Origin of the sequence: Nocardia sp. NPDC005978, from assembly GCF_040614455.1 — a bacterium.
Classification (GTDB): Bacteria; Actinomycetota; Actinomycetes; order Mycobacteriales; family Mycobacteriaceae; genus Nocardia.
This window is the reverse complement of the sequence record NZ_JBEXUS010000006.1, coordinates 116,869-136,522: the sequence shown is the minus strand read 5'-3', so window position 1 is coordinate 136,522 and position 19,654 is coordinate 116,869. Positions and strand designations below refer to the sequence as shown.

Genomic DNA, 19,654 nt, shown 5'->3' with positions numbered 1-19,654 from the left:
TGTGTCCGGACAGTACTACGGTTATGGATGCGCGACAAGGTGTGCGGGACGGTCTCCGGGAACTGCTGTGAAATACGTTGCGGTGCTTGGTGATCAGCGGGGGTCGTGTGCGGCCAGGACGCGTCGCACGGAGGCTTCGAGCAGGTCCGCCACCTCCTGGTACGACAGCAGGCCCATCCCGGCCCGCAGTAGAGCGCCGGAGTAGAGCAGTTCGAGCATCGCGACGCCCGCGGGATCCTCGAATCCCAGTGCGCCGGTGATGCGTCCGTGAATCTCGCGCCCGATGCGCACGCGCAGGTGCTGCACGTCGGGGTCGTCGCCCAGTAGTGAACTGCTGACCGCGCTGGCCAGCGCCGGCTCGTCGGCCACCAGCATCGACACCTGGCGTAGCACCGCGACCACGCGGGTGGCCGGATCGGCGCCGGTGGTGTCCGGGGCCGGGGTGGCGATCAGCCGTCGCCAGAACACCTCGGTGATCAGGTGTTCCTTGGAGGAGAAGTAGGTGTACGCGGTGGCGGTGCCGACACCCGCGGCCGCCGCCACCAGGCGAACGGTGGTGCCGGAGTAGGCCTCCCGGCCGACGACATCGACGGCGGCCGCGACCAGGCGTTCGACGGTGTCGGCCTGCTTCTCGGTGAGTCTTCGCCGAGTCGCCTCGATGTTGGTGGATGTCAGTTCGGACATGTGTCTGGACAGTATCACCGCAGGATGGCCGCGACAATGGCGTCGTCGAATGCCGGTGTCTTCCAGTCATGTTGAGCGGAAATCCGGGTATCGCCCGTCGGCTGCCGAACTTGTGGTCTTGCGTCCGAGCGAATATCCGAACTATATTCCGAACACCTGTCCAGACATGCATCGGAGCCTGACTATGAACGGCCTCGTCCCTTCCGAGGGCACGCCCCTGCTGATCGGCGGCAAGCTGGTGCCCGGCAGCGCGGGTGTCTTCGCGACCGTCAACCCCGCGACCGAAGAGGTCCTGGGCCACGCCGCCAACGCCTCGGCCGCGGACCTGGACGCGGCGATCGCCGCGGCCCGCACCGCCTTCGACGAGACCGACTGGTCCCGCAACCACGCCTTCCGCGCGAACTGCCTGCGGCAGCTGCGCGACGCGATGCGCGCACACGTCGAAGAACTGCGCGAGATCACCATCGCCGAGGTCGGCGCACCCGTCATGCTCACCTCGGGTCCCCAGCTCGAAGGCCCCATCGGCGACCTGTCCTTCGCCGCCGATCTGGCCGAAACCTACGCGTGGGAAACCGATCTCGGCACGGCCGTGCAGATGGGCATCACCAGCCGGCGGGTAGTGCGGCGCGAAGCGGTCGGGGTGGTCGGCGCCATCACCCCGTGGAACTTCCCGCACCAGATCAACCTCGCGAAGATCGGACCCGCCCTGGCGGCGGGAAACACCGTGGTGCTCAAGCCCGCCCCGGACACCCCGTGGTGCGCGGCCGTGCTGGGCACGCTCATCGTCGAGCACACCGACATCCCCGCCGGGGTGATCAACATCGTCACCTCCGACGATCACCAGCTCGGCGCGCAGCTGGTGGCGGACCCGCGCGTGGACATGATCACCTTCACCGGGTCGACCCAGACCGGCCGCGCGGTGATGGCCGGCGCCTCGGCCACCCTCAAGCGCACGTTCCTCGAACTCGGCGGCAAGTCCGCCGCGATCGTCCTGGACGACGCGGACATCGTCGGCGCGGTCAGCTACACCGCGTTCTCGGTGGCCGTGCACGCCGGGCAGGGCTGCGCGCTGACCACCCGCCTGCTCGTACCCCGTGCCTCCTACGACGCGGCGGTCGAGGCCGCCGCCAAGGCGCTGGCCAACCTGCGGGCGGGCGACCCCACCAAGCCCGGAACGATCTGCGGCCCGGTCATTTCCGAGCGCCAGCGTGATCGCGTCGAACGCTACCTCGACATCGCGCGCGAGGAAGGCGGGCGAATCGTGGTCGGCGGCGGACGTCCCGGGGACAAGGAGCGCGGCTTCTTCATCGAACCCACCCTCATCGCCGACCTCCCCAACACCGCGACCGTCGCCCAGGAGGAGATCTTCGGTCCCGTCCTGGTGATTATCGCCCACGATGGCGACGACGACGCCATCCGCCAGGCGAACGAATCCCCGTACGGCCTGTCGGGTTCGGTCTGGGGCGCGGACCCCGACCGCGTCGAACGCGTCGTCGCGGGCGTGCGCACCGGGACGCTCAGCGTGAACGGCGGTCTCTGGTACCACGCCGACGCCCCGTTCGGCGGGTACAAGCACTCCGGCATCGGCCGGGAAATGGGCGTCGCGGGCTTCGAGGAATACCTCGAGACCAAGCTCGTCGCCACGCCCGCCTGACATCCACTTCCCACACGAGGAGCTGAACTCACCATGGCACGATTCACCGGTCGCACCGCGATCGTCACCGGCGCGGCACAGGGCATCGGCGCGGGCTACGCCAAGGCGCTCGCGTCCGAAGGCGCGAATGTCGTTGTCGCCGACCTCAATGCCGAACGCGGCGAAGCCACCGCCAAGGAGATCGTCGCCGACGGCGGCACGGCGGTCTTCCACCGCGTGGACGTCTCGGACGCCGAATCGGCAACGGCCCTGGCCGATTTCACGATCGCCGAATTCGGGGCGATCAACCATCTGGTGAACAACGCCGCGATCTACGGCGATATGAAGCTGAACCTGCTGCTCAGTGTCGACTGGGATTACTACAAGAAGTTCATGAGCGTGAACATGGACGGCGCGCTCATCGTGACGCGGGCGGTGTGGAAGCACATGCGTAAGGCGGGTGGTGGTTCGATCGTGAACCAGTCCTCGACTGCCGCGTGGACGTACTCGAGCTTCTACGGGTTGGCCAAGGTCGGGGTGAACGGGCTGACCCAGCAGTTGGCTACCGAGTTGGGCGGGGCGAACATTCGGGTGAACGCGATCGCGCCGGGTCCGATCGATACCGATGCGACGAAGAATGTGACTCCGGATGTGATCGTGGAGGACATGGTCAAGCGGTTGCCGCTCAAGCGGATGGGTACTCCGCAGGATCTGGTGGGGGCGTGCCTGTATCTGCTGTCGGATGACGCGTCGTGGGTGACCGGTCAGATCTTCAATATCGATGGCGGGCAGGTCATTCGATGACGAGTGAATCGGCGCCCGCGCCGGTCGGGTTCATCGGCCTCGGCAATATGGGCGCTCCGATCGCCACCCGGCTGCTGGCCTGGCCGGGCGGGCTGACCGTCTGCGACGTGCGCCCCGAGGCCACCGCCCCCTTCACCGAGGCCGGCGCGCGGGCCGCGAGCACTCCGGCGGAACTGGCCGAGCACGCCCGGGTGATCTGCGTGACCGTCATCGACGACGCACAGGTCACCGAGGTCCTCACCGGTCCGCAGGGCATCCTGCGCACCGCCGCGGCGGGCACCGTCATCGCGGTGCACTCGACCATCAGCGATCAGACCGCGGAGAAACTGGCCGCGGTGTGCGCCGAGCACGCGGTGGAATTCGTCGACGCGCCGGTCAGCGGTGGCGCGGGCGCGGCGCAGCGCGGCAGCCTCGCCGTCATGGCAGGCGGGAGCGATGCGGCCCTGGCCGCCATTCGAGAGCCGTTCGCCTGCTTCTCCGATCGGCTCGTGCACACCGGGCCGGTCGGCACGGGCACGCGCATGAAACTGGCCCGCAACCTGCTGCACTTCGTGTCGTTCACCGCGGCCACCGAGGCGCAGCGTCTGGCCGAGGCGGCCGGACTCGATCTCTCGGCGCTGGGCAAGATCGTGCGCCATTCCGACGCCATCACCGGCGGTGCGGGCTCGATCATGTTGCGCGACACCACCGCACCGATCGATCCCGACGACTTCTGGTTCCCCATCCTGGGCCACGTCCGCAACCTGGGAGAGAAGGATCTGTCCCTGGCCGCGGATCTGGGCGACCGCCTCGGGGTCGACCTGCCGCTGACCCGGATCGCACTGGACAACCTGGCCGCCGGACTCGGCGTCGCGAGGCCGGCACTCACCTCGGAGAACTCATGACCGCGGACGCGACAACCGCCGACCCACTGCGCAGTTCGGACATCACCGACTGGGCCGCCACCGCCGACGTCGTCATCGCCGGCTACGGCATTGCCGGGGTGTGCGCGGCCATCGAGGCCGCCCGCGCCGGGGCGGACGTGCTCGTGCTCGAACGCACCGGCGGCTGGGGCGGCGCGGCGGCCCTGGCGGGCGGATTCGTCTACCTCGGCGGCGGCACACCGCTGCAGCGCGCACTCGGATTCGAGGACAGCCCCGAGCGGATGGAGAGCTTCCTGCTCGCCGCGGTCGGCGAGCAGGCCGACCCGGTCCGCATCGCGGACTACTGTCGCGGCAGCGTCGAGCACTACCACTGGCTCACCGACTGCGGCGTCCACTTCAAGGAGGAGTTCTGGGGCGAGCCCGGCTGGGAGCCGCCGCAGGACCAGGGCCTGATGTACTCCGGCGGCGAGAACGCCGCGCCCTTCCACACCCTCGTGCCCCCGGCCCCGCGCGGCCACGTTCCGCAGATGCAGAACAAGCGCACCGGTGAGCGCGGCGGCGGCTACATGCTGATGAAGCCGCTCGTCGAGACCGCCGAAAAGCTCGGTGTCCGCATCGAATACGACCTGCGCCTGCAGCGGCTGATCCTGGACGAGGACGGGCGCGTGGCCGGCATCGCCGCCCGGCGCTACGGTCAGGACCTGGCGGTCGCCGCCCGGCGCGGCGTCGTGCTGGCCACCGGCAGCTTCGCCTACAACGAGGACATGGTCGCCGCGCACGCGCCGCGCCTGATCGGGCGGCCCGCCGCGGCGATCGAGGAACATGACGGCATCGGCATCCTCGTCGCACAGGCCGTGGGCGCGCAGGTGGAGGCCATGGACGCCACCGAGGTCGCGTTCTTCGGCGACCCGCAACTGCTGGCCCGCGGCATCCTGGTGAACGGGGACGGGCAGCGGTTCATCGCCGAGGACACCTACCCGGGCCGGATCGGGCAGGCCGCCCTGATCGAGCAGGACAACAAGGCGTTCCTGGTCATCGACGAGGCCGCGCACGACGCGGGATCGAAGACCACCACGGCCACCCCGTTCTTCCGCCAGCAACCGACCTGGGTCGCCGAGACGGTCGCCGAACTCGAAGGCGAGATGGGGTTGCCCGCGAATTCGTTGCAGCACACCGTGTCCGCGTACAACGAGCATGCCGCCGGGGGCGCCGATCCGGTCCAGGGCAAGAAGTCCGAATGGCTGACCCCGATCGGATCCCCGGTGGCCGCGTTCGACATGCGCGGGTTCACCGCCGGGTTCCCCCTGGGCGGATTGCGCACCGATCTCGACGGGCAGGTCCTGGACCTGACGAACACTCCGATTCCGGGCCTGTACGCCGCCGGGCGCTGCACCGCGGGGATCTGCACCGGCGGCTACGCCAGTGGCGCGTCCCTGGGCGACAGCAGTTTCTACGGCCGGCGCGCCGGTCGCGCCGCCGCCCGGTGACCACCGCACCGCACTCACGAAAGAGATAGGCCCCGTATGCGATTCGGAGTCGTACTGTTCACCAGCGACCGCGGCATCACCCCCGCGATCGCGGCCAAGGCCGCCGAGGAACGCGGTTTCCGGTCCTTCTTCGTCCCCGAGCACACCCACATCCCGGTCAAACGCGAAGCCGCGCACCCCGGAACCGGCGACGCCTCGCTGCCCGATGACCGCTACACCCGCACCCTGGACCCGTGGGTGTCACTGGCCATGGCCGCGGCGGTCACCGAGACTATCGAGCTGTCGACCGCGGTGGCCCTGCCGGTCGAGCACGACCCGATCACCCTGGCCAAGACGATCGCCACCCTCGATCATCTCTCCGGCGGGCGCGTCACCCTCGGGGCCGGATTCGGCTGGAACACCGACGAACTCGCCGATCACGGGGTGCCGCCGAACAAGCGGCGCACCGTGCTGCGCGAGTACATCGAGGCCATGCGCGAGCTGTGGACGCGCGATGAATCCAGCTACGCCGGGTCGTACGTGAACTTCGGGCCCAGCTGGGCCTGGCCCAAACCCGCCCAGGCGCATGTCCCCGTGCTGATCGGAGCCGCGGGCACCGAGAAGACCTTCGAATGGATCGCCCGCACCGGCGACGGCTGGATCACCACCCCGACCGAAACCGATATCTCGGCCAGAATCGCACTGCTGCACAAGATCTGGGCCGATGCCGGGCGCGAGGGCAAGCCCCGGGTCCTGGCACTGGACTTCAAACCGGACCGGGACCGACTCGTGCGCTGGTCCGAAGACGGGGTCACCGACGTGATCTACGGCCTGCCGGACAAGTCCACCGAGGACGTGCTGGCGTACCTGGACCGGCTCAGCGCGAAACTGACCGCCATGGACCTGCCGTAGGACACACTCGTTCGACACGTCGTGCCGCGTTGCGGCAGTGAGGATCTCGCACCATGCCCGAAGAACATCCACTCGCGGGCCGCGCGGCCGTGGTCGTGGGCGGCGCCAGCGGTGTCGGCCTGGCCGTCGCGCGGGCGCTGGCCGCGCACGGCGCGGGCGTGGTCATCAACTCGCGTGATCCGGACGCGGTGCACCTCGCGGCCGAATTCGTGGTGAGTGATGGCGGCCGCGCCGTCGGGGTCGCGGGCTCGGCCGCCGACGAGAGCGTGGCCGCCGAGCTCGTCGCCGCCTGCGAGCGGTCCTACGGCGGCGTCGACGTGCTCGTGAACTGCGCGGGCATCGCCGAACCGCCCGGTTCCTCGATCCTCAACGTCACCACCGACCAGTGGCGCGATCTGCTCGATTCGCATCTGACCACGGTGTTCAACACCTGTCGTGCGGTCGCGCCGCTCATGGCGGCGCGCGGGAGCGGATCGATCGTCAACACCGGATCCTTCGCCTACCTGGGCGACTACGGCGGCACCGGCTATCCCGCGGGCAAGGGCGCGGTCGCCAGTCTGAGCCTGGCGCTGGCGGCGGAGTTGCGGGAGTCGGGGGTTCGCGTGAACACGGTCTGCCCGGGCGCCAAGACCAGGCTCTCGACCGGTCCGGAGTACGAGGAGCACATTCGGACTCTGCATCGGCGCGGCCTGCTGGACGAAGTGAGCATGCGGGGCTCCCTGGACGCCCCGCCGACCGAGTACGCCGCGGCGCTGTATCTCTTCCTCGCCTCCGATGCCGCGAAGGAGGTGACCGGTGAAATCTTCATCGCCGCCGGTGGTTTCGTCGGCAAGTTCGAACGGCCGGGCATGACGATGCTGGGCTACCGCGACCACGCGAGCGAGCCGCCGTGGTCGATCGAGGAACTGCGCAAGCTGACCGACCCGCGCTGAGCGGCCCGCCGCTGGTGCGGGCAGCTCAGCGAAACACCCTGTGCGCCGGTCGGATCGCGGCTCGGCGCCGCCCAGTAGAAGGAGCCGACATGGCCATCGTCAGTGCCGTTGCGAACCCGGACGGTGACCGGCGCCGACTGGCGCTGCACAGCCCGGTGGACGGCCGCCCGATCGACGAACTGCTCGTCGACGGTGCGGCCGAGGTACGCGCGGCGGTCGAGCGCGCTCGGGCCGCCCAGATCGATTGGGCCGCACGCAGTATCGCCGAGCGGGCCGTGATACTGCGCAAGGCGGTCGGAGTGATCAGCGCGCGTCGCGCCGAGATCGCCGACACCATCACCCTCGAGACCGGGAAGCCCCGGGTCGAAGCGCTCGGGGTGGAGATCGTGCCCTCGTGCGACTTCCTCAACTACTGGGCCACGCGCGCGCACCGCACCCTGCGCCCGCATCGCCAGCGCCTGCACGGGTACCTGCGCCCGTTCAAACAGCTCTACATGCAGTACCAGCCGCTGGGCGTGATCGCGGTGATCACCCCCTGGAACGCGCCGTTCGTGCTCACGCTCAATCCCGTTGTCCAAGCGCTGCTGGCGGGAAATGCCGTGGTCTTCAAGCCGTCCGAGGTCACGCCGCGCTCGGGGGAGTGGGTGGCCCGGGTCCTGCACGAGGCCGGGGTGCCGGCCGATGTCGTGCAGGTGCTGCACGGTGACGGGGAAACCGGTGCCGCGCTGGTCGATTCCGATATCGACAAGGTGTGTTTCACCGGGAGCGTCGGCACCGGACGTAAGATCGCGGGCCGATGTGCGGAACGATTCGTCCCCTGCTCGCTCGAACTCGGCGGCAAGGACGCCATGATCGTGTGCGCCGACGCCGATCTCGAGCGCGCCGCGGGCGGTGCGGTGTACCTGTCGATGTTCAACACCGGTCAGGTGTGCATGAGCGTCGAACGGATCTACGTCGTGGAATCGGTTGCCGACGAATTCATCGAACTCGTCACCCGCAAGGCCGCCGAGATCACCTACGGGCCCGGCGACAAAGATATGGGGCCGCTGTTCTGGGATCGGCAGCGGGACCTGGTCGCCGGGCACATCAAGGACGCGAAAGAGCAAGGCGCGCAAGTGCTCGTCGGCGGCGACGTGGGGGAGGGCGACGGTTTGTACTTCCAGCCGACCGTGCTCGTCGACGTCCACCACGGCATGAAGATCATGTCCGAGGAGACCTTCGGCCCCGTCGCGGCCATCGTCCGGGTCCGGGACGAAGAGGAAGCGATTCGGCTCGCGAACGACTGCCGCTACGGGCTCAGCGGATCGGTCTTCACCAGGGACCGTGCGCGCGCCCGCCGCATCGCCGCCCGCCTGACCACCGGATCGGTGGTGCACAACGACGCCGGGGTCATCTACGGCTGTCCCGAAGCGCCGTTCGGCGGCCGCAAGGACAGCGGTCTGGGGCAGGTCAACGGCGTGTACGCGCTGCGCGGCTTCACCCACGCCCAGCCGGTGCTGCTGGATCGCTGGCAGCCCAAGCGCGAAAGCATCTGGTATCCCTACACCGCCAAGACGACTCGCGATCTCGACGATCTGATCCGCGTCGGCTTCGGCACCCGCCTGCTCCGCCGCATCCTGTCCTGAACCCCACCCTCGGAGGAATCCCCATGGGCACCCTGCACCCCTGCCGCCCCGTCGATCTGACCTTCATCGCCACCGCGCCACATCGTTTCGCCAACACCGTGGAGCTGAACGTCACCCCCGCACAGGTTTTCGAGGTTCTGGCCGAGGCCGACTCGTGGCCGCTGTGGGCGTCGGTGATCACCGGCGTCACCTGGACCAGTCCGGCCCCGCACGGTGTCGGCACCACCCGCACCGTGCGGATGCGGGCCGGCATGGTCGGCAACGAGGAGTTCCTGGCCTGGAATCCCAACACCCACATGGCGTTCCGCTTCAACGAGTCCGGCACCAGCGGCATCACCGCCTTCGCCGAGGACTACCGGATCGTCCCCACGGCCACGGGCTGCCGCCTCACCTGGACCCTGGCCATGAGCGGTGACAAACCCACCGATATCTCGCTGCGCCTGTTCGCCCCCGTCATGAATCTGACCTTCCGCAGATTCCTGCGCAACCTGCGCACACTCACCGATAAGAGGTTCAGCACAGCCGCGGCGTGACACGCGCCCTCGGGTATTGACGAAGTGCGGTGCGCGCGTTCAAACTACCAACCAGTAACCGGACGACCATGTCCGCTGGTGTGCGAGAACAACGGCCACCGTGCTCACCGATCCACCTCCGGCAACCTCGGTTGGCGCCCACACCGGCCGGGTTCGCCGGCCGGTGTGTGTCCCGCTCGAGGAAGACGTCACCACCATGACAAGGCGCTATCCGACCGAGGTCCGAGAGCAAGCCGTCCGCCTGGTCCTGGAGGCCCTCGACGAGTTCACCACCCCCTACGCCGCCGCCCGCGCGATAGGCCCCCAGGTAGGCGTCCACTACGAAACCCTCCGCGTCTGGGTGAAAGCGGCCCTGGCCCAACGCGCCCGCTCCGGCGCCACGGACCTCTCACCCACCGAACGCGCCGAGCTCCTGCGCCTGCGCCGCCAGGTCCGAGACCTCCTGCAAGCCAACAACATCCTGAAGTCGGCCCGCCGCCCCCGCCCGCCCTGCGCCGCCCAGTCCTGCGCCTACGTCTTCTGATCCGCCGGTCCCGGCTCTGTCCAGGCGACAGCCGGGTCCCTGGCTGAGTGCCATCGCCTAGTTCGGCATCTGTGCTTCGGCCGGAGCACAGACCCGCCACCTTCCGGACTCCATGCGGAAGTAGAGATCCTGCGTGCCGGCGGAGTCGAATCGTATCTTCGCGGAGGCGTACTCGCCGTGGATCGTCACCTCCGAGAGGGTGTACGAGGGTTTCGGAATCGCGCCTTTCTCCCGTTCGACCGCGGCGTCGGGAGCGAGGCCGTCCGTGAAGGTCTCGGCTTCCTCGGCACACAGATTGTCGGCCATCGCCGCGGTATCCGCGGAGTAGACCGCGTCGGAGAAGCTGTCGACTACGGCGCGAATTCGGTCCTCGTCGGTGCCACCGGAACCGTTGCGAAGGACCAGAAGACCGATCCCGATTCCGATCGCGGTGACGATCGCAACCGCCGCCATCGCGAAGACCCTGCCCCGGCCACGTCGTGGCGGTGCGGTCCACACAATCGGCGGTGGCGCGAAGCCGCCGGTGGGCATAGGTGGTGCGGAGGGGCCCGGGGGCGGCCACCGAGTCGCGGGATCTCCGAAATGGCTGCCGCCCGGGCTGCCCTCGACGACATTGTCCGGCAACCGGTGAGCATCATCATCTGGTTGATCGGGCTGGGGTAGCCGGTGCGGTGGTACCTCGGACACTGTTCAGCCCTCCGTTTCCTGGTACGCGACCGTGAAACGGACACAGAGGATGTGGTCCAGCATGTGCCCGACCGGTTCCGGAGGATCGAGGTCGAAGTTGTACAGCACCACGCCTTCTCCCTGCGGCAAGTCGGGAGACACGCAGCCGTGCACCCGGCTGTAGGTGGAGACCAAGGGCAGCAGGCGCGTGGAGTCGGGGAAGTCCATCCACTCCGGGATCCCGTCCGGGCTATCGTTCAGTTCGGCGAAGGTACCCATTCGCCGAGGCTGAACGGGGCCGAAGGACATCCAGTCGGGAGCGGTGAACCCGGCATGAACCTCCCGAAGAAATGCTTGCAACGGCTCCGGCACGCTGTCCCACAACGGTGGGTCCGATGCACCGAAAGTCGCCGGGTCCCAGCCGATCCAGCACAGGACGTACCGCTGTTCTTCGTCGAAGTGCTCCAGAGCGTAGATCAGGACCCACTCGCCGTCGACGGTGCCGATCCGAACGTCCGCGAGTTCTTCGCGCAGGATCGCGGCGAATTCGGGCACCAACTCCAAGAACTCGGCGTTCCACAGCCGCAGAGCTTCCCGGCAGCGGGCCTGCGTTGTCGCCGCGGTGGCAATATCCCGCCACCGCTCGGGAACCGTTGCCAGGTCCGGAGAATCGAATTCCACCAGCGTGACGAGCTGGGACTCGTGTTCGACGAATGCCAGACCCCGCTCGACCTCGGCAATGGACACCGCCATCAGCTGCCTCCTTGGTTGGCTACCAGTTCCCGAATGATCTGCTCGAGCTGCACGAGCAGTGCGTCCTCGAGTGCGACCTGCATGGCTACCCAGGTCGGGTCGCAGTTGAGCAGCACGCACGCACTTCGTGATTGTTTGGACAGATTCGCAGGCCCGGACAGCCACTGTAGGTTCAGTGGCGCATTGACGACAGCCAGCATGTTCTCTGCGGACAACTGCAAGAACCCCGGTATGTAGAGGATCCGCGCCAGCGGTACGAGGTGGTCGGCATCGACCCAGGGAATGTTCGGAAACTTCGGGCGCGGAAGAATAACCCCGTTGCCGGTCGGATGCATCGACGGATCCGGGTCGCCGATCGAACCCTTCTGTTCTCCTTGCAGGACCCAGCGGGGGATGTTCGAAGGCGGCGAATTGTCCCGTAGCACGGTGAAGAGTGGCCTCAGCTCCGGAGTGACCGCCGTCGCCTGCTTGCCGGGCTGAACAGGCGGGGGCGAGGGCGGAACGTATCCGTTGGGCACCTTCTTCTTGGCGTCGTCGACCAGGGTGATGACGCGCGGAGTGAACTGTCTGACCGGTTGCCCATCGGCCAGCTGTGCCTTGGTCGCCCGGCATGCGGCCAGCCGCGCAGCGTCGGCTGTTTGTTCGCTGTTGAGAGCGCCGGCTTCGGCGTCGTAGGCATTGGCCTGCGCCTGCTGCTGGGGCAGCGTGAAGAGGTGCGGTTGCGCGTTGTGGACGTCGATCCGCGTCCGAACGTCGTTGAGCTCCGCTTGCTCCGCCTGGCAGGCCTGGACATCGGAATCTCCGGACGGCTGGGCGCGTGTGTCAGCGGGCAACCCGACAACGACCATGAGGAGAAACAGGATCAGCGCTGCTGCCCGGCTCCATAGGTGATGCGACGATAACGACGGTGAATCCATGGCGACGCCCCCTGCATCGGAATCATGCTCCGCGCAGACAGTAGCAGTCGCGCATGACAGGGGCGGGGCTCGGAGATGCTGTCCTGCAAGTTATCTCGGCCACAGGCGAGGTCAATGGTGTTGCGCGACAGCGCTTTGCGGCTGAACGCCCCGATCTGTGCCATCTCCCGTACGCGTTGCGAGTATGTTACCGCCAAATCCTGCGTAGATGCTGGGATTCCTTCGACATCAGAGGCGCGGGAGGTCGTATTTCGCCATTGACTGTACGGTGGCCACCAGTTAAGTTAATGACAATTCTTGCTTGTACGCACCGTCGCGGAGGGGGAGATATGTGGGCGTTTCATCGCGTCGGCGGATCGGTGTCCCTGTGCGGCATGATCTACCCGCGCCGCGCTATCGAGGGATGAGACCCATGACTGCTGCTCCTGACCCGAGTTCCCTGTCCGGACCGCACCGCGAGCCCGAGGTGAAGAACCGATTCGCCCTTGTCGGCGGGGAACCCGACGCGGGGCGGGTGCGGTTGACCACCGAGCAGACCCGCATCCATATCCCGGCCATTCATCGGTCGGCGACCAAGAAGCCGCCACAGCTGCACGACGCGCTCGACTTCTGGCAGTTCGCGGGGGCCGCGGCGAACGTGGCCATGCAGCTGTCCTCGCCGGGGGTCGGGCGCGGGGTCGTGGAGAGCACCGTCGAGTCGGGGGCGCTCATGGTGCATCCGTGGAAGCGGTTGCGGACCACGGCTTCCTATCTGGCGGTGGCCATTCTGGGGACGCCGGCGGAGAAAGAAGAGTTCCGGGAGGCGGTCAACGTCGCGCACCGGCAGGTGCGATCCGCGCCGGGAGCGGCGGTCAAGTACAACGCCTTCGATCCCAAACTGCAGATGTGGGTCGCGGCCAGCATCTACATCGGCTTCGAGGACTCGTACCAGCTGCTGCACGGCAAGATGGATGCCGAACAGGCCGAGTCGTTCTACTCGACCTCGTCGACCCTGGGCACCACCCTGCAGGTGCGCGAGGCGATGTGGCCGCAGAGCCGCGCCGAGTTCGACACCTACTGGAACGAGGCCTGCGCGCAACTGTCGCTGGACGCCGACGTCGCCAAGATGATCGACGACCTGGTGCACCTGCGCATGATCCACTGGTACCTGCGGATCATGTTCGGCGGCCTGCTGCGCTTCCTGACCACGGGCTTCCTGGCCCCGCACTTCCGCGAGCTCATGGGCGTGCCGTGGACCGAGACCGATCAGCGGCGATTCGAGAATCTGTTCCTGTTCGTCGGTTTCGTCAACCGCTTCATTCCCAAGTTCATTCGCTTCTCGGGCACCAAGACGATGATGCGGGACGTGCAGCGGCGCATCCGGAAGCAGAAGGCGCTGATCTGAGCGTCCGGCCGAACGCCGGATGACCGGTGGGCGTCCCGTCGACGGACGGGGCGCCCACTCGCGTTTCGTGCGGGCCGAGGCGCGACACCGCGCGGGAATCAACCGCGCGCGAAGCTCGCGCCGAAATCGCTGCTGACCTTGTCCGCGCCGATCAGGCGCTGGATGGGCGACAGCAGGCCGGGCGCGAGGCACCCCATCATCGCGCCCAGTCGCAATTCCAAGGGCGCGACCACGATCTCGTCGACGTCGTCGCGAATCGCGCGCACCACCGCCGCGGCGACGTGTTCGGGTGCGAGGGTGCGGATTCCGAGTGGCAGCGAGGTCCCGCTGTCGGCGAACATCCCGGCGGACCTGATGAATCCGGGCTCCACGATCGACACCCCGACCCCGTGTTCGCCCATTTCGTGGCGCAGGCCCAGCGCGAACCCGCGCAATCCGAACTTCGTCGCGTTGTAGACGCTGGCGCACGGTGCGGGCAGCTGGCTCGCGATCGATCCCATGAAAACCAAATGCCCGTCGCCGCGTTCGCACATGGCCGCGCCGAAGGCGTGCGCGAGCGTCATGGGCGCGCGCAGATTCACCCCGACGGCCATCTCGATCCGCTCCGGCGTGAACTCGCGCAGCCGCCCCGCCGCCGGGACGCCGGCGTTGGCGATCAGCACGTCGACGGGACCCGCGGCATCGCGCAGCCGGGCGGCCGCGCCCGGCTGCGCCAGGTCGGCCGTGATCACCTGCGCATCGAATTCCGTTGCGAGCGAGTGCAATGCGCCCGCGCGTCGCCCGGTGAGCACCAGTCGTGCGCCATGCGCGGTGAGTTCGCGGGCGATCGCGCGGCCGATGCCGCCGGTCGCGCCGGTGAGTAGCACTGTCGCTCCGGCCAATTGCACCTTGGGCATGGGAGTTCTCCTTTCGGGCCGTCGGCAACAGCGGCGATCGGCGCACTCGAGTGTTCACGATCAACGGCAGGCAGCGACTCACGGATGGCCACCCCCTGGCCGATAGCCATGGACTATGGCACAGCCGGTCCGCTCATGCAAGAACCTTAGGAAGAATTGACGGTAACTTACGATCACATGTGAATGTGAAAAATGCTGTGCAATAGTTGGTTTCGTTCACCTCGAAAGGCAGCGTCGCCGATCAACATCAGAGTAAAGACAAACTTAACTGCCCGAGGAGATGTGCGATGGAGTTCCTGAGCCCGCTCGACACCGTGTTCCTGGCCGGTGAAACCCGAGAACATCCCATGCATCTGGGCGCGATTCAGCTCTACGAGCCGCCCGCGGACGCCCCCGGTGATTTCGCGACCGCACTGTTCGACAGCATGATCGCCGAAGGCTCGGTGCAGCCCATGTTCGGCAAGCGCCCGGGCCGCCCGCTGGGCTTCTTCGCCAACCTCACCTGGGACCGCGATACCCGCGTGGACCTGGACCACCACCTGCGGCGCTCGGCGCTACCGGCCCCCGGCGGGCTCGGCGAACTGCTCACCCTGGTGTCCAGGCTGCACGGCGACCTACTCGACAGGCATCGCCCGCTCTGGGAAGCCCACCTGATCGACGGCCTGGCCGACGGCCGGTTCGCGGTCTACCTCAAACTCCATCACGCCCTCATCGACGGCATGAGCGGTCGCCGCCTGCTGCACCGCACGCTGAGCACCGACCCCGCGGATACGAGGCTCCCGGTGCCCTGGGGTCCGGCCGGGCCTCGGCGCGACTCGGCGCCGGCATCGACCGCCGCGACGGCCCTGAACCTGCTACGGGAGGGCCTGCACGACGTGCTCACCGCACTCCCGGCCCTGGCCCGTGTCGCGAATACCGTGCTCTCCGAGCCACTTACGCTGCCGATGACCGCCGCCCCGACCGTGCTCAACGTCCCCATCGGCGGCGCCCGCACGGTGGCGGTCGGCTCCTGGCCGCTCGAACGAATTCGACTGGTGCGCAAGGCAACCGGATCCACGGTCAACGACGTCGTCCTGGCCATGTGCGCGGGCGCGCTGCGCGCCTACCTGGCCGAGCGATCCGCGCTGCCCGACGGGCCGCTGACCGCCATGGTGCCGGTCGCCATGCGCAGCGCCGACCAGGCCGACGCCGGCGGCAACGCGCTGGGCATGATCCTGGCCGATCTGGCCACGCACGTCGAGGATCCGGCCGAACGCATTCGCCTGATCAGCGAATCCGCCGCCGCGGGGAAGCGAATACTGGCTCAGCTCAGCAGAACTCAGGCGCTGGCATTGTCGGCGGCACTGCTGGCCCCGCTGGGAGTCGTCCAGATTCCCGGGTTCCACCTGCTGCCCCGGGTTCCGTTCAACATCATCATCTCCAACGTGCCCGGGCCGACCGAAGCGCTGTACTGCCGAGGCGCACGACTGGACGGCAACTTCCCCCTCGGCATCCCGTTCGACGGCCAGGCCCTGAACATCACCGTGGCGACCAACGCCGACAACCTCGACTTCGGCATCGTCGGCTGCCGGCGTTCGGTGCCGGATCTGCCACGACTGCTCGAGCACCTCGACAACGCCCTGGGCGCATTGGAAACGGCGGTCGGTGCGTAAGCGGGATCGAGTCGATCAGGCCTCGCGACCGAACAGAATCGCGCGCATCAGATGTGCCACACGGGATCTGGAGCATGCCGGATTCGCCGACCCGTAGCGCCGGCCCAGATCGACCACGAGGGTGAGCGCGGTGTGCACCAGCAGCCGAGCCTCCTGCGGCGCGAGCTGTGGCCGCGCCGCCACCAGCAGCTTGGCCCATTCCTCCACGTTGAGTCGCTGAATATTGCGCAGCAGGGTGCGCTCGGCGGGATCGACATTGCCGATCTCGGCGTAGTACACGAACGTCAGCTCCCGGTCGGTGAAGGACCCGTCGACGTACAGCTCGATCAACCGGTTCAGTGCCTGCTGGGGGGAGTCGGACGCGGCGACCGCCGGGCCGATGGCATCGGACACCAGCCGGGCCGCGCGCCGGAAAGCCGCGGTGAGGATGTCGCCCTTGCTGCGGTAGTACCGGTACACCGCCGAGGGCGCCGGCAGCTGCGCGGCCACGGCGATGTCCTCCACGCTGACATTGGGGTAGCCGTGTTCGTGAAAGAGCTTGATCGCCTGCCGCAGTAGCAGTTCCGGCGTGAAGGTCGAGGGCGTCTCGGCCCGCGGATCCGCGACGCCGGTCTGCTGCGGGGGAAGGTCGCAGTGCGCGACCGCGATCGCCGCGGCGCGCAACCTGCGACTCAGGGTTTTGACCGGCAGGTTCACCTGGTGATCGCCCAGGCTGCCGATGATGCTGAACAGCGCCTGTGTGAGAACGGCTTTGTCGTCCTCGTCCAGCTCCGGCCGGAACTCGCTGAGCAGGGACATGCCCGAGGTGTGCACGGCTGCCAGATCGGCGCTGAGCGCGAGGCGGTCCTCGGGCTGGAGGTAGCGGCCTTGCCAGCGCAGTAGTGAGGCGCCCCGGCGATTGGCGATCGAGGTGCTCAACAGCGCGTCGAAGATCAGGTTCGATCGTTCGGCCACGGGCCGGTCGCATTCGTCGGCCGAGAGCTGCACCGATTGGGCGCACACCGTTCCCAGTCGCAATGTCTCCTCGCGGAACAGCGCGTACTTGCTGGGGTAGTGGCGGTAGAGCGCGGTGGAGCTGATGTCCAGCCGCGCGGCGATGTCGTCCATGCTGACGCCGTGGTACCCGAGGGTGCTGAAGGCTTCGGCGGCGGTGGCCGCGATCATCGCCCGCCGGTTCTTGGGTCGCCGGCGCACCGGCCTGGGCTGTTCGGCAGCCGCTGGGACCTCCTGGATCTTGCGATCGGCACCCGCTGTCATGCACGCGATGGTAACCGAATGAGAGCCCCGTTTCCGGCTCCGAGAGGAATCGATCCAGTAATGAATTTTAGATCACATATGTGTAGCGTTCTCGGCGAATGTGACGATGTGTGGCCCACATTGAAGCAGCTAGAACAGGAGAAAAGATCGAGAACGCGTTTCAATTGACCAAGATCGGGGTAGTGGAAGCCGCAATAACATAATGCTGCCGCCCAGCCTACGTTCGCACACCGGGAGAAGCCGGTTCGCCGCGGCCGAAGAGAGCGGACCGCATCAACTCGATGACCCACGGCAGCGGGCAGGCCCGTTCGTCGTCACCGAACACCCGGCCGTAGTCCACCACCATGCCCAGCGTCGCGTGCACCAGGATCTGCGCCTCGGCCTGAGTCAGTTCCGGACGGACGGCCAGCAGCAGCCGCGCCCACTCGTCGACCACGAGACGATGCACGGTGGTCAGCGGCGTGAGCTCTTCCGGCGGCAGATGGCTGAAATCGGCGTAGTACACGTACGCCAATTCCCGGTCCGCGAACGCGCCCGTGGCGTACACCCGCACCAGCGCCGAGAGCGCTTCGGCCGGGCCCGCCGTATCGGTGATCGCCGCGCCGATGGCGACGGACATGCGATCCGACACCCGCCGGAAGGCGGCGGTCAGCAGATCCCCCTTGCCGCGGAAGTAGCGATACACCGCCGACGCGGCGGGCAGGCCCGAGGCCGCCGCGATGTCCTCGACCGTCACGTTCGGATAGCCGCGCTCGTAGAACAGGTGAATCGCCTGCTGCAGCAGCAATTCGTGTTTGAGACCCGCCCGCACCGGCGCCTGCGTCACCGCCGCCGGCGGGGGCGGCGTGCGCAGTTCCATGGTCGCCATCGTCCAGCACATCGACTTCAGCAGCGCCTTCATCGATTTCACCGCCAGCACCGCCCGATGATCACCGACACTGCTGACCGCGCTGAACATCCCCACCGCGCGCACCCGGCGCTCACGGTCGGTCAGTTCGGGCCGCACCTCGCCGATCAAGCCGCTCAGCAGCGTGATGGCGGTGGCGAAACACCTTTCGAGAGTGAGCCTTTCGGGCTCGGCCAGGTACCGGGTCTCCCAGCGGGTGAGCGCGACCGTGGGCCGGTTCGCGATCGTGCCCGAGACGATGCCCTCGATCGCGAGGTCCAAGCGCCGGTCCGGCGGCCAGCTCGCGGCCGCCGGGGGCAGGGTCGCCGCGGCCACGGTCGCCGCGCCCAGCCGCAGCAGTTCCTCCGCGAACAGCGCGTGCTTGCTGGGGTAGTGCCGGTACAGCGCGGCGGAGCTGACATCGAGGCGAGCGGCGATATCCTCCATGCTCACCCCGTGGTAGCCGAGTTCGGCGAAGGCCGTGGCCGCGACCTCGGCGATCTGACTGCGCCGGTTCTTGGGCCGGCGGCGGATCACCCGGGCCCCGGGTTCGGGCGCCGCGGCCCGGGCGGGCTTCACGACTGGGGCAGTTGCGCCAACGGCGAGTTCACCTTGTTGACCATCCATTTGTCACCCGACCGTTCCAGCCACAGAATCATCGACAATTGCCCCGGCGCGGGCTGGCCCTTCGTGCCCAGACTGGTGATCGTCTGCCCGATGACCACGACCGCCTCGGCGGAGTTCTCGTCACCGGTCCGGATCGCGCACTGCACGTCGTCCGCCTTGGCCGTCACCTCGCCCTGCACGAGCACCTCGCGCAGATCCTTACTGGTGGAGTCGAACTGCTTGCGCCAGTCGCCGGTGGCGCCGTCGAGCACGGCGGCGAAGTAGGCATCCAGGTGCTTGGCGTCGTAGGTGACCAGCACCGGCGCGTACTTGCAAGCGGCCTCGCGCGCGGCCTCGTGCGCCGCGAGCAGGTCCTTGTGGTGCTCGTTGCGCTGGTACAGGAACACGCTGGATCCGACCGAGGTCACCAGGGTGAGCGCCACCGCGGCGAGCGCGGCGACGCGCCCGGTCCGGCCCAGCGCCGCGACGGTCCAGGGGAAGGCGCGCTTGCGCCGCGGCTCCGCCTCGGACTCCACCTCTGCCTGATCAGGCTGGGACGCAAGCGATTCCGCGTCCTCGACGCCCTCCTGCGCGGACTCCTCATCGCCGGCCTTGGCGAGCACGGTTTTCTCGGGAACGGCTTCACTCTCGCTCATGGAGCT

Annotated in this window: 19 protein-coding genes; 11 read left to right on the top strand and 8 right to left on the bottom strand. The window is 68.0% G+C overall.

Annotated features, from left to right (window positions below):
• Nucleotides 1–93: 93 nt before the first annotated feature.
• On the bottom strand, nucleotides 94–684 hold the full coding sequence (locus ABZ319_RS04560; protein WP_354984920.1) for a TetR family transcriptional regulator: 591 nt from the start codon (nucleotides 682–684) through the stop codon (nucleotides 94–96).
• Between the two features lie 184 nt (nucleotides 685–868).
• Between ABZ319_RS04560 and ABZ319_RS04555 the strand changes: the two genes are divergently transcribed.
• From ABZ319_RS04555 to ABZ319_RS04515, 9 genes are all read left to right on the top strand, one after another.
• On the top strand, nucleotides 869–2,338 hold the full coding sequence (locus ABZ319_RS04555; RefSeq protein ID WP_354984919.1) for an aldehyde dehydrogenase: 1,470 nt from the start codon (nucleotides 869–871) through the stop codon (nucleotides 2,336–2,338).
• 33 nt (nucleotides 2,339–2,371) lie between these two features.
• Entirely contained in the window at nucleotides 2,372–3,121 is a 750-nt protein-coding gene (locus ABZ319_RS04550; RefSeq protein WP_354984918.1) for an SDR family oxidoreductase, read from the top strand.
• Nucleotides 3,118–4,005: an NAD(P)-dependent oxidoreductase gene (locus tag ABZ319_RS04545; RefSeq protein WP_354984917.1), complete on the top strand. Its 888-nt coding sequence runs from the start codon at nucleotides 3,118–3,120 to the stop codon at nucleotides 4,003–4,005. Before ABZ319_RS04550 ends, ABZ319_RS04545 begins: the two co-directional genes overlap by 4 nt.
• Nucleotides 4,002–5,471 carry an FAD-dependent oxidoreductase gene (locus tag ABZ319_RS04540; RefSeq protein WP_354984916.1) on the top strand — a complete coding sequence of 490 codons (1,470 nt, stop codon included), beginning with the start codon at nucleotides 4,002–4,004 and terminating at the stop codon, nucleotides 5,469–5,471. The genes ABZ319_RS04545 and ABZ319_RS04540 overlap by 4 nt, the downstream gene beginning before the upstream one ends.
• Nucleotides 5,472–5,507: 36 nt before the next feature.
• Nucleotides 5,508–6,362, top strand: a complete 855-nt coding sequence (locus ABZ319_RS04535) for an LLM class F420-dependent oxidoreductase (RefSeq protein ID WP_354984915.1) — start codon at nucleotides 5,508–5,510, stop codon at nucleotides 6,360–6,362.
• Nucleotides 6,363–6,415: 53 nt separating this feature from the next.
• Nucleotides 6,416–7,294 carry an SDR family oxidoreductase gene (locus ABZ319_RS04530; protein ID WP_354984914.1) on the top strand — a complete coding sequence of 293 codons (879 nt, stop codon included), beginning with the start codon at nucleotides 6,416–6,418 and terminating at the stop codon, nucleotides 7,292–7,294.
• An 89-nt stretch (nucleotides 7,295–7,383) separates the two neighbouring features.
• The gene (locus ABZ319_RS04525; RefSeq protein WP_354984913.1) at nucleotides 7,384–8,919 is read left to right on the top strand and encodes an aldehyde dehydrogenase family protein; all 1,536 of its coding nucleotides are present in this window, start codon (nucleotides 7,384–7,386) and stop codon (nucleotides 8,917–8,919) included.
• Between the two features lie 23 nt (nucleotides 8,920–8,942).
• Nucleotides 8,943–9,452, top strand: a complete 510-nt coding sequence (locus ABZ319_RS04520; RefSeq protein ID WP_354984912.1) for an SRPBCC family protein — start codon at nucleotides 8,943–8,945, stop codon at nucleotides 9,450–9,452.
• Nucleotides 9,453–9,648: 196 nt separating this feature from the next.
• Entirely contained in the window at nucleotides 9,649–9,975 is a 327-nt protein-coding gene (locus ABZ319_RS04515; protein ID WP_354984911.1) for a transposase, read from the top strand.
• A gap of 57 nt (nucleotides 9,976–10,032) precedes the next feature.
• Here the strand turns inward: ABZ319_RS04515 and ABZ319_RS04510 are convergent, their stop codons facing one another.
• The 3 genes from ABZ319_RS04510 to ABZ319_RS04500 form a co-directional block, all read right to left on the bottom strand.
• Nucleotides 10,033–10,428, bottom strand: coding sequence for a hypothetical protein (locus ABZ319_RS04510; RefSeq protein ID WP_354984910.1), 396 nt, complete (start codon nucleotides 10,426–10,428; stop codon nucleotides 10,033–10,035).
• A 237-nt stretch (nucleotides 10,429–10,665) separates the two neighbouring features.
• Nucleotides 10,666–11,394, bottom strand: coding sequence for a hypothetical protein (locus ABZ319_RS04505; protein ID WP_354984909.1), 729 nt, complete (start codon nucleotides 11,392–11,394; stop codon nucleotides 10,666–10,668).
• Nucleotides 11,394–12,311, bottom strand: a complete 918-nt coding sequence (locus tag ABZ319_RS04500) for a hypothetical protein (RefSeq protein WP_354984908.1) — start codon at nucleotides 12,309–12,311, stop codon at nucleotides 11,394–11,396. The genes ABZ319_RS04505 and ABZ319_RS04500 overlap by 1 nt, the downstream gene beginning before the upstream one ends.
• 412 nt (nucleotides 12,312–12,723) lie before the next feature.
• On the opposite strand from ABZ319_RS04500, the gene ABZ319_RS04495 reads away from it, so the two are divergent.
• The gene (locus ABZ319_RS04495) at nucleotides 12,724–13,695 is read left to right on the top strand and encodes an oxygenase MpaB family protein (protein ID WP_354984907.1); all 972 of its coding nucleotides are present in this window, start codon (nucleotides 12,724–12,726) and stop codon (nucleotides 13,693–13,695) included.
• Nucleotides 13,696–13,793: 98 nt separating this feature from the next.
• On the opposite strand, the gene ABZ319_RS04490 is transcribed toward ABZ319_RS04495, so the two are convergent.
• A complete protein-coding gene (locus ABZ319_RS04490) occupies nucleotides 13,794–14,591 on the bottom strand; it encodes an SDR family NAD(P)-dependent oxidoreductase (RefSeq protein WP_354984906.1) in 798 nt (265 codons plus the stop codon).
• Nucleotides 14,592–14,878: 287 nt separating this feature from the next.
• Here ABZ319_RS04490 and ABZ319_RS04485 point away from each other — a divergent pair, with 287 nt between their 5' ends.
• Nucleotides 14,879–16,243 carry a wax ester/triacylglycerol synthase family O-acyltransferase gene (locus ABZ319_RS04485; RefSeq protein ID WP_354984905.1) on the top strand — a complete coding sequence of 455 codons (1,365 nt, stop codon included), beginning with the start codon at nucleotides 14,879–14,881 and terminating at the stop codon, nucleotides 16,241–16,243.
• Nucleotides 16,244–16,258: 15 nt separating this feature from the next.
• Here the strand turns inward: ABZ319_RS04485 and ABZ319_RS04480 are convergent, their stop codons facing one another.
• The 3 genes from ABZ319_RS04480 to ABZ319_RS04470 form a co-directional block, all read right to left on the bottom strand.
• On the bottom strand, nucleotides 16,259–17,500 hold the full coding sequence (locus ABZ319_RS04480) for a TetR/AcrR family transcriptional regulator (protein WP_354984904.1): 1,242 nt from the start codon (nucleotides 17,498–17,500) through the stop codon (nucleotides 16,259–16,261).
• Between the two features lie 217 nt (nucleotides 17,501–17,717).
• Nucleotides 17,718–18,965, bottom strand: coding sequence for a TetR family transcriptional regulator (locus ABZ319_RS04475; protein ID WP_354984903.1), 1,248 nt, complete (start codon nucleotides 18,963–18,965; stop codon nucleotides 17,718–17,720).
• Entirely contained in the window at nucleotides 18,962–19,648 is a 687-nt protein-coding gene (locus ABZ319_RS04470) for a hypothetical protein (RefSeq protein WP_354984902.1), read from the bottom strand. Before ABZ319_RS04470 ends, ABZ319_RS04475 begins: the two co-directional genes overlap by 4 nt.
• Nucleotides 19,649–19,654 lie beyond the last annotated feature (6 nt).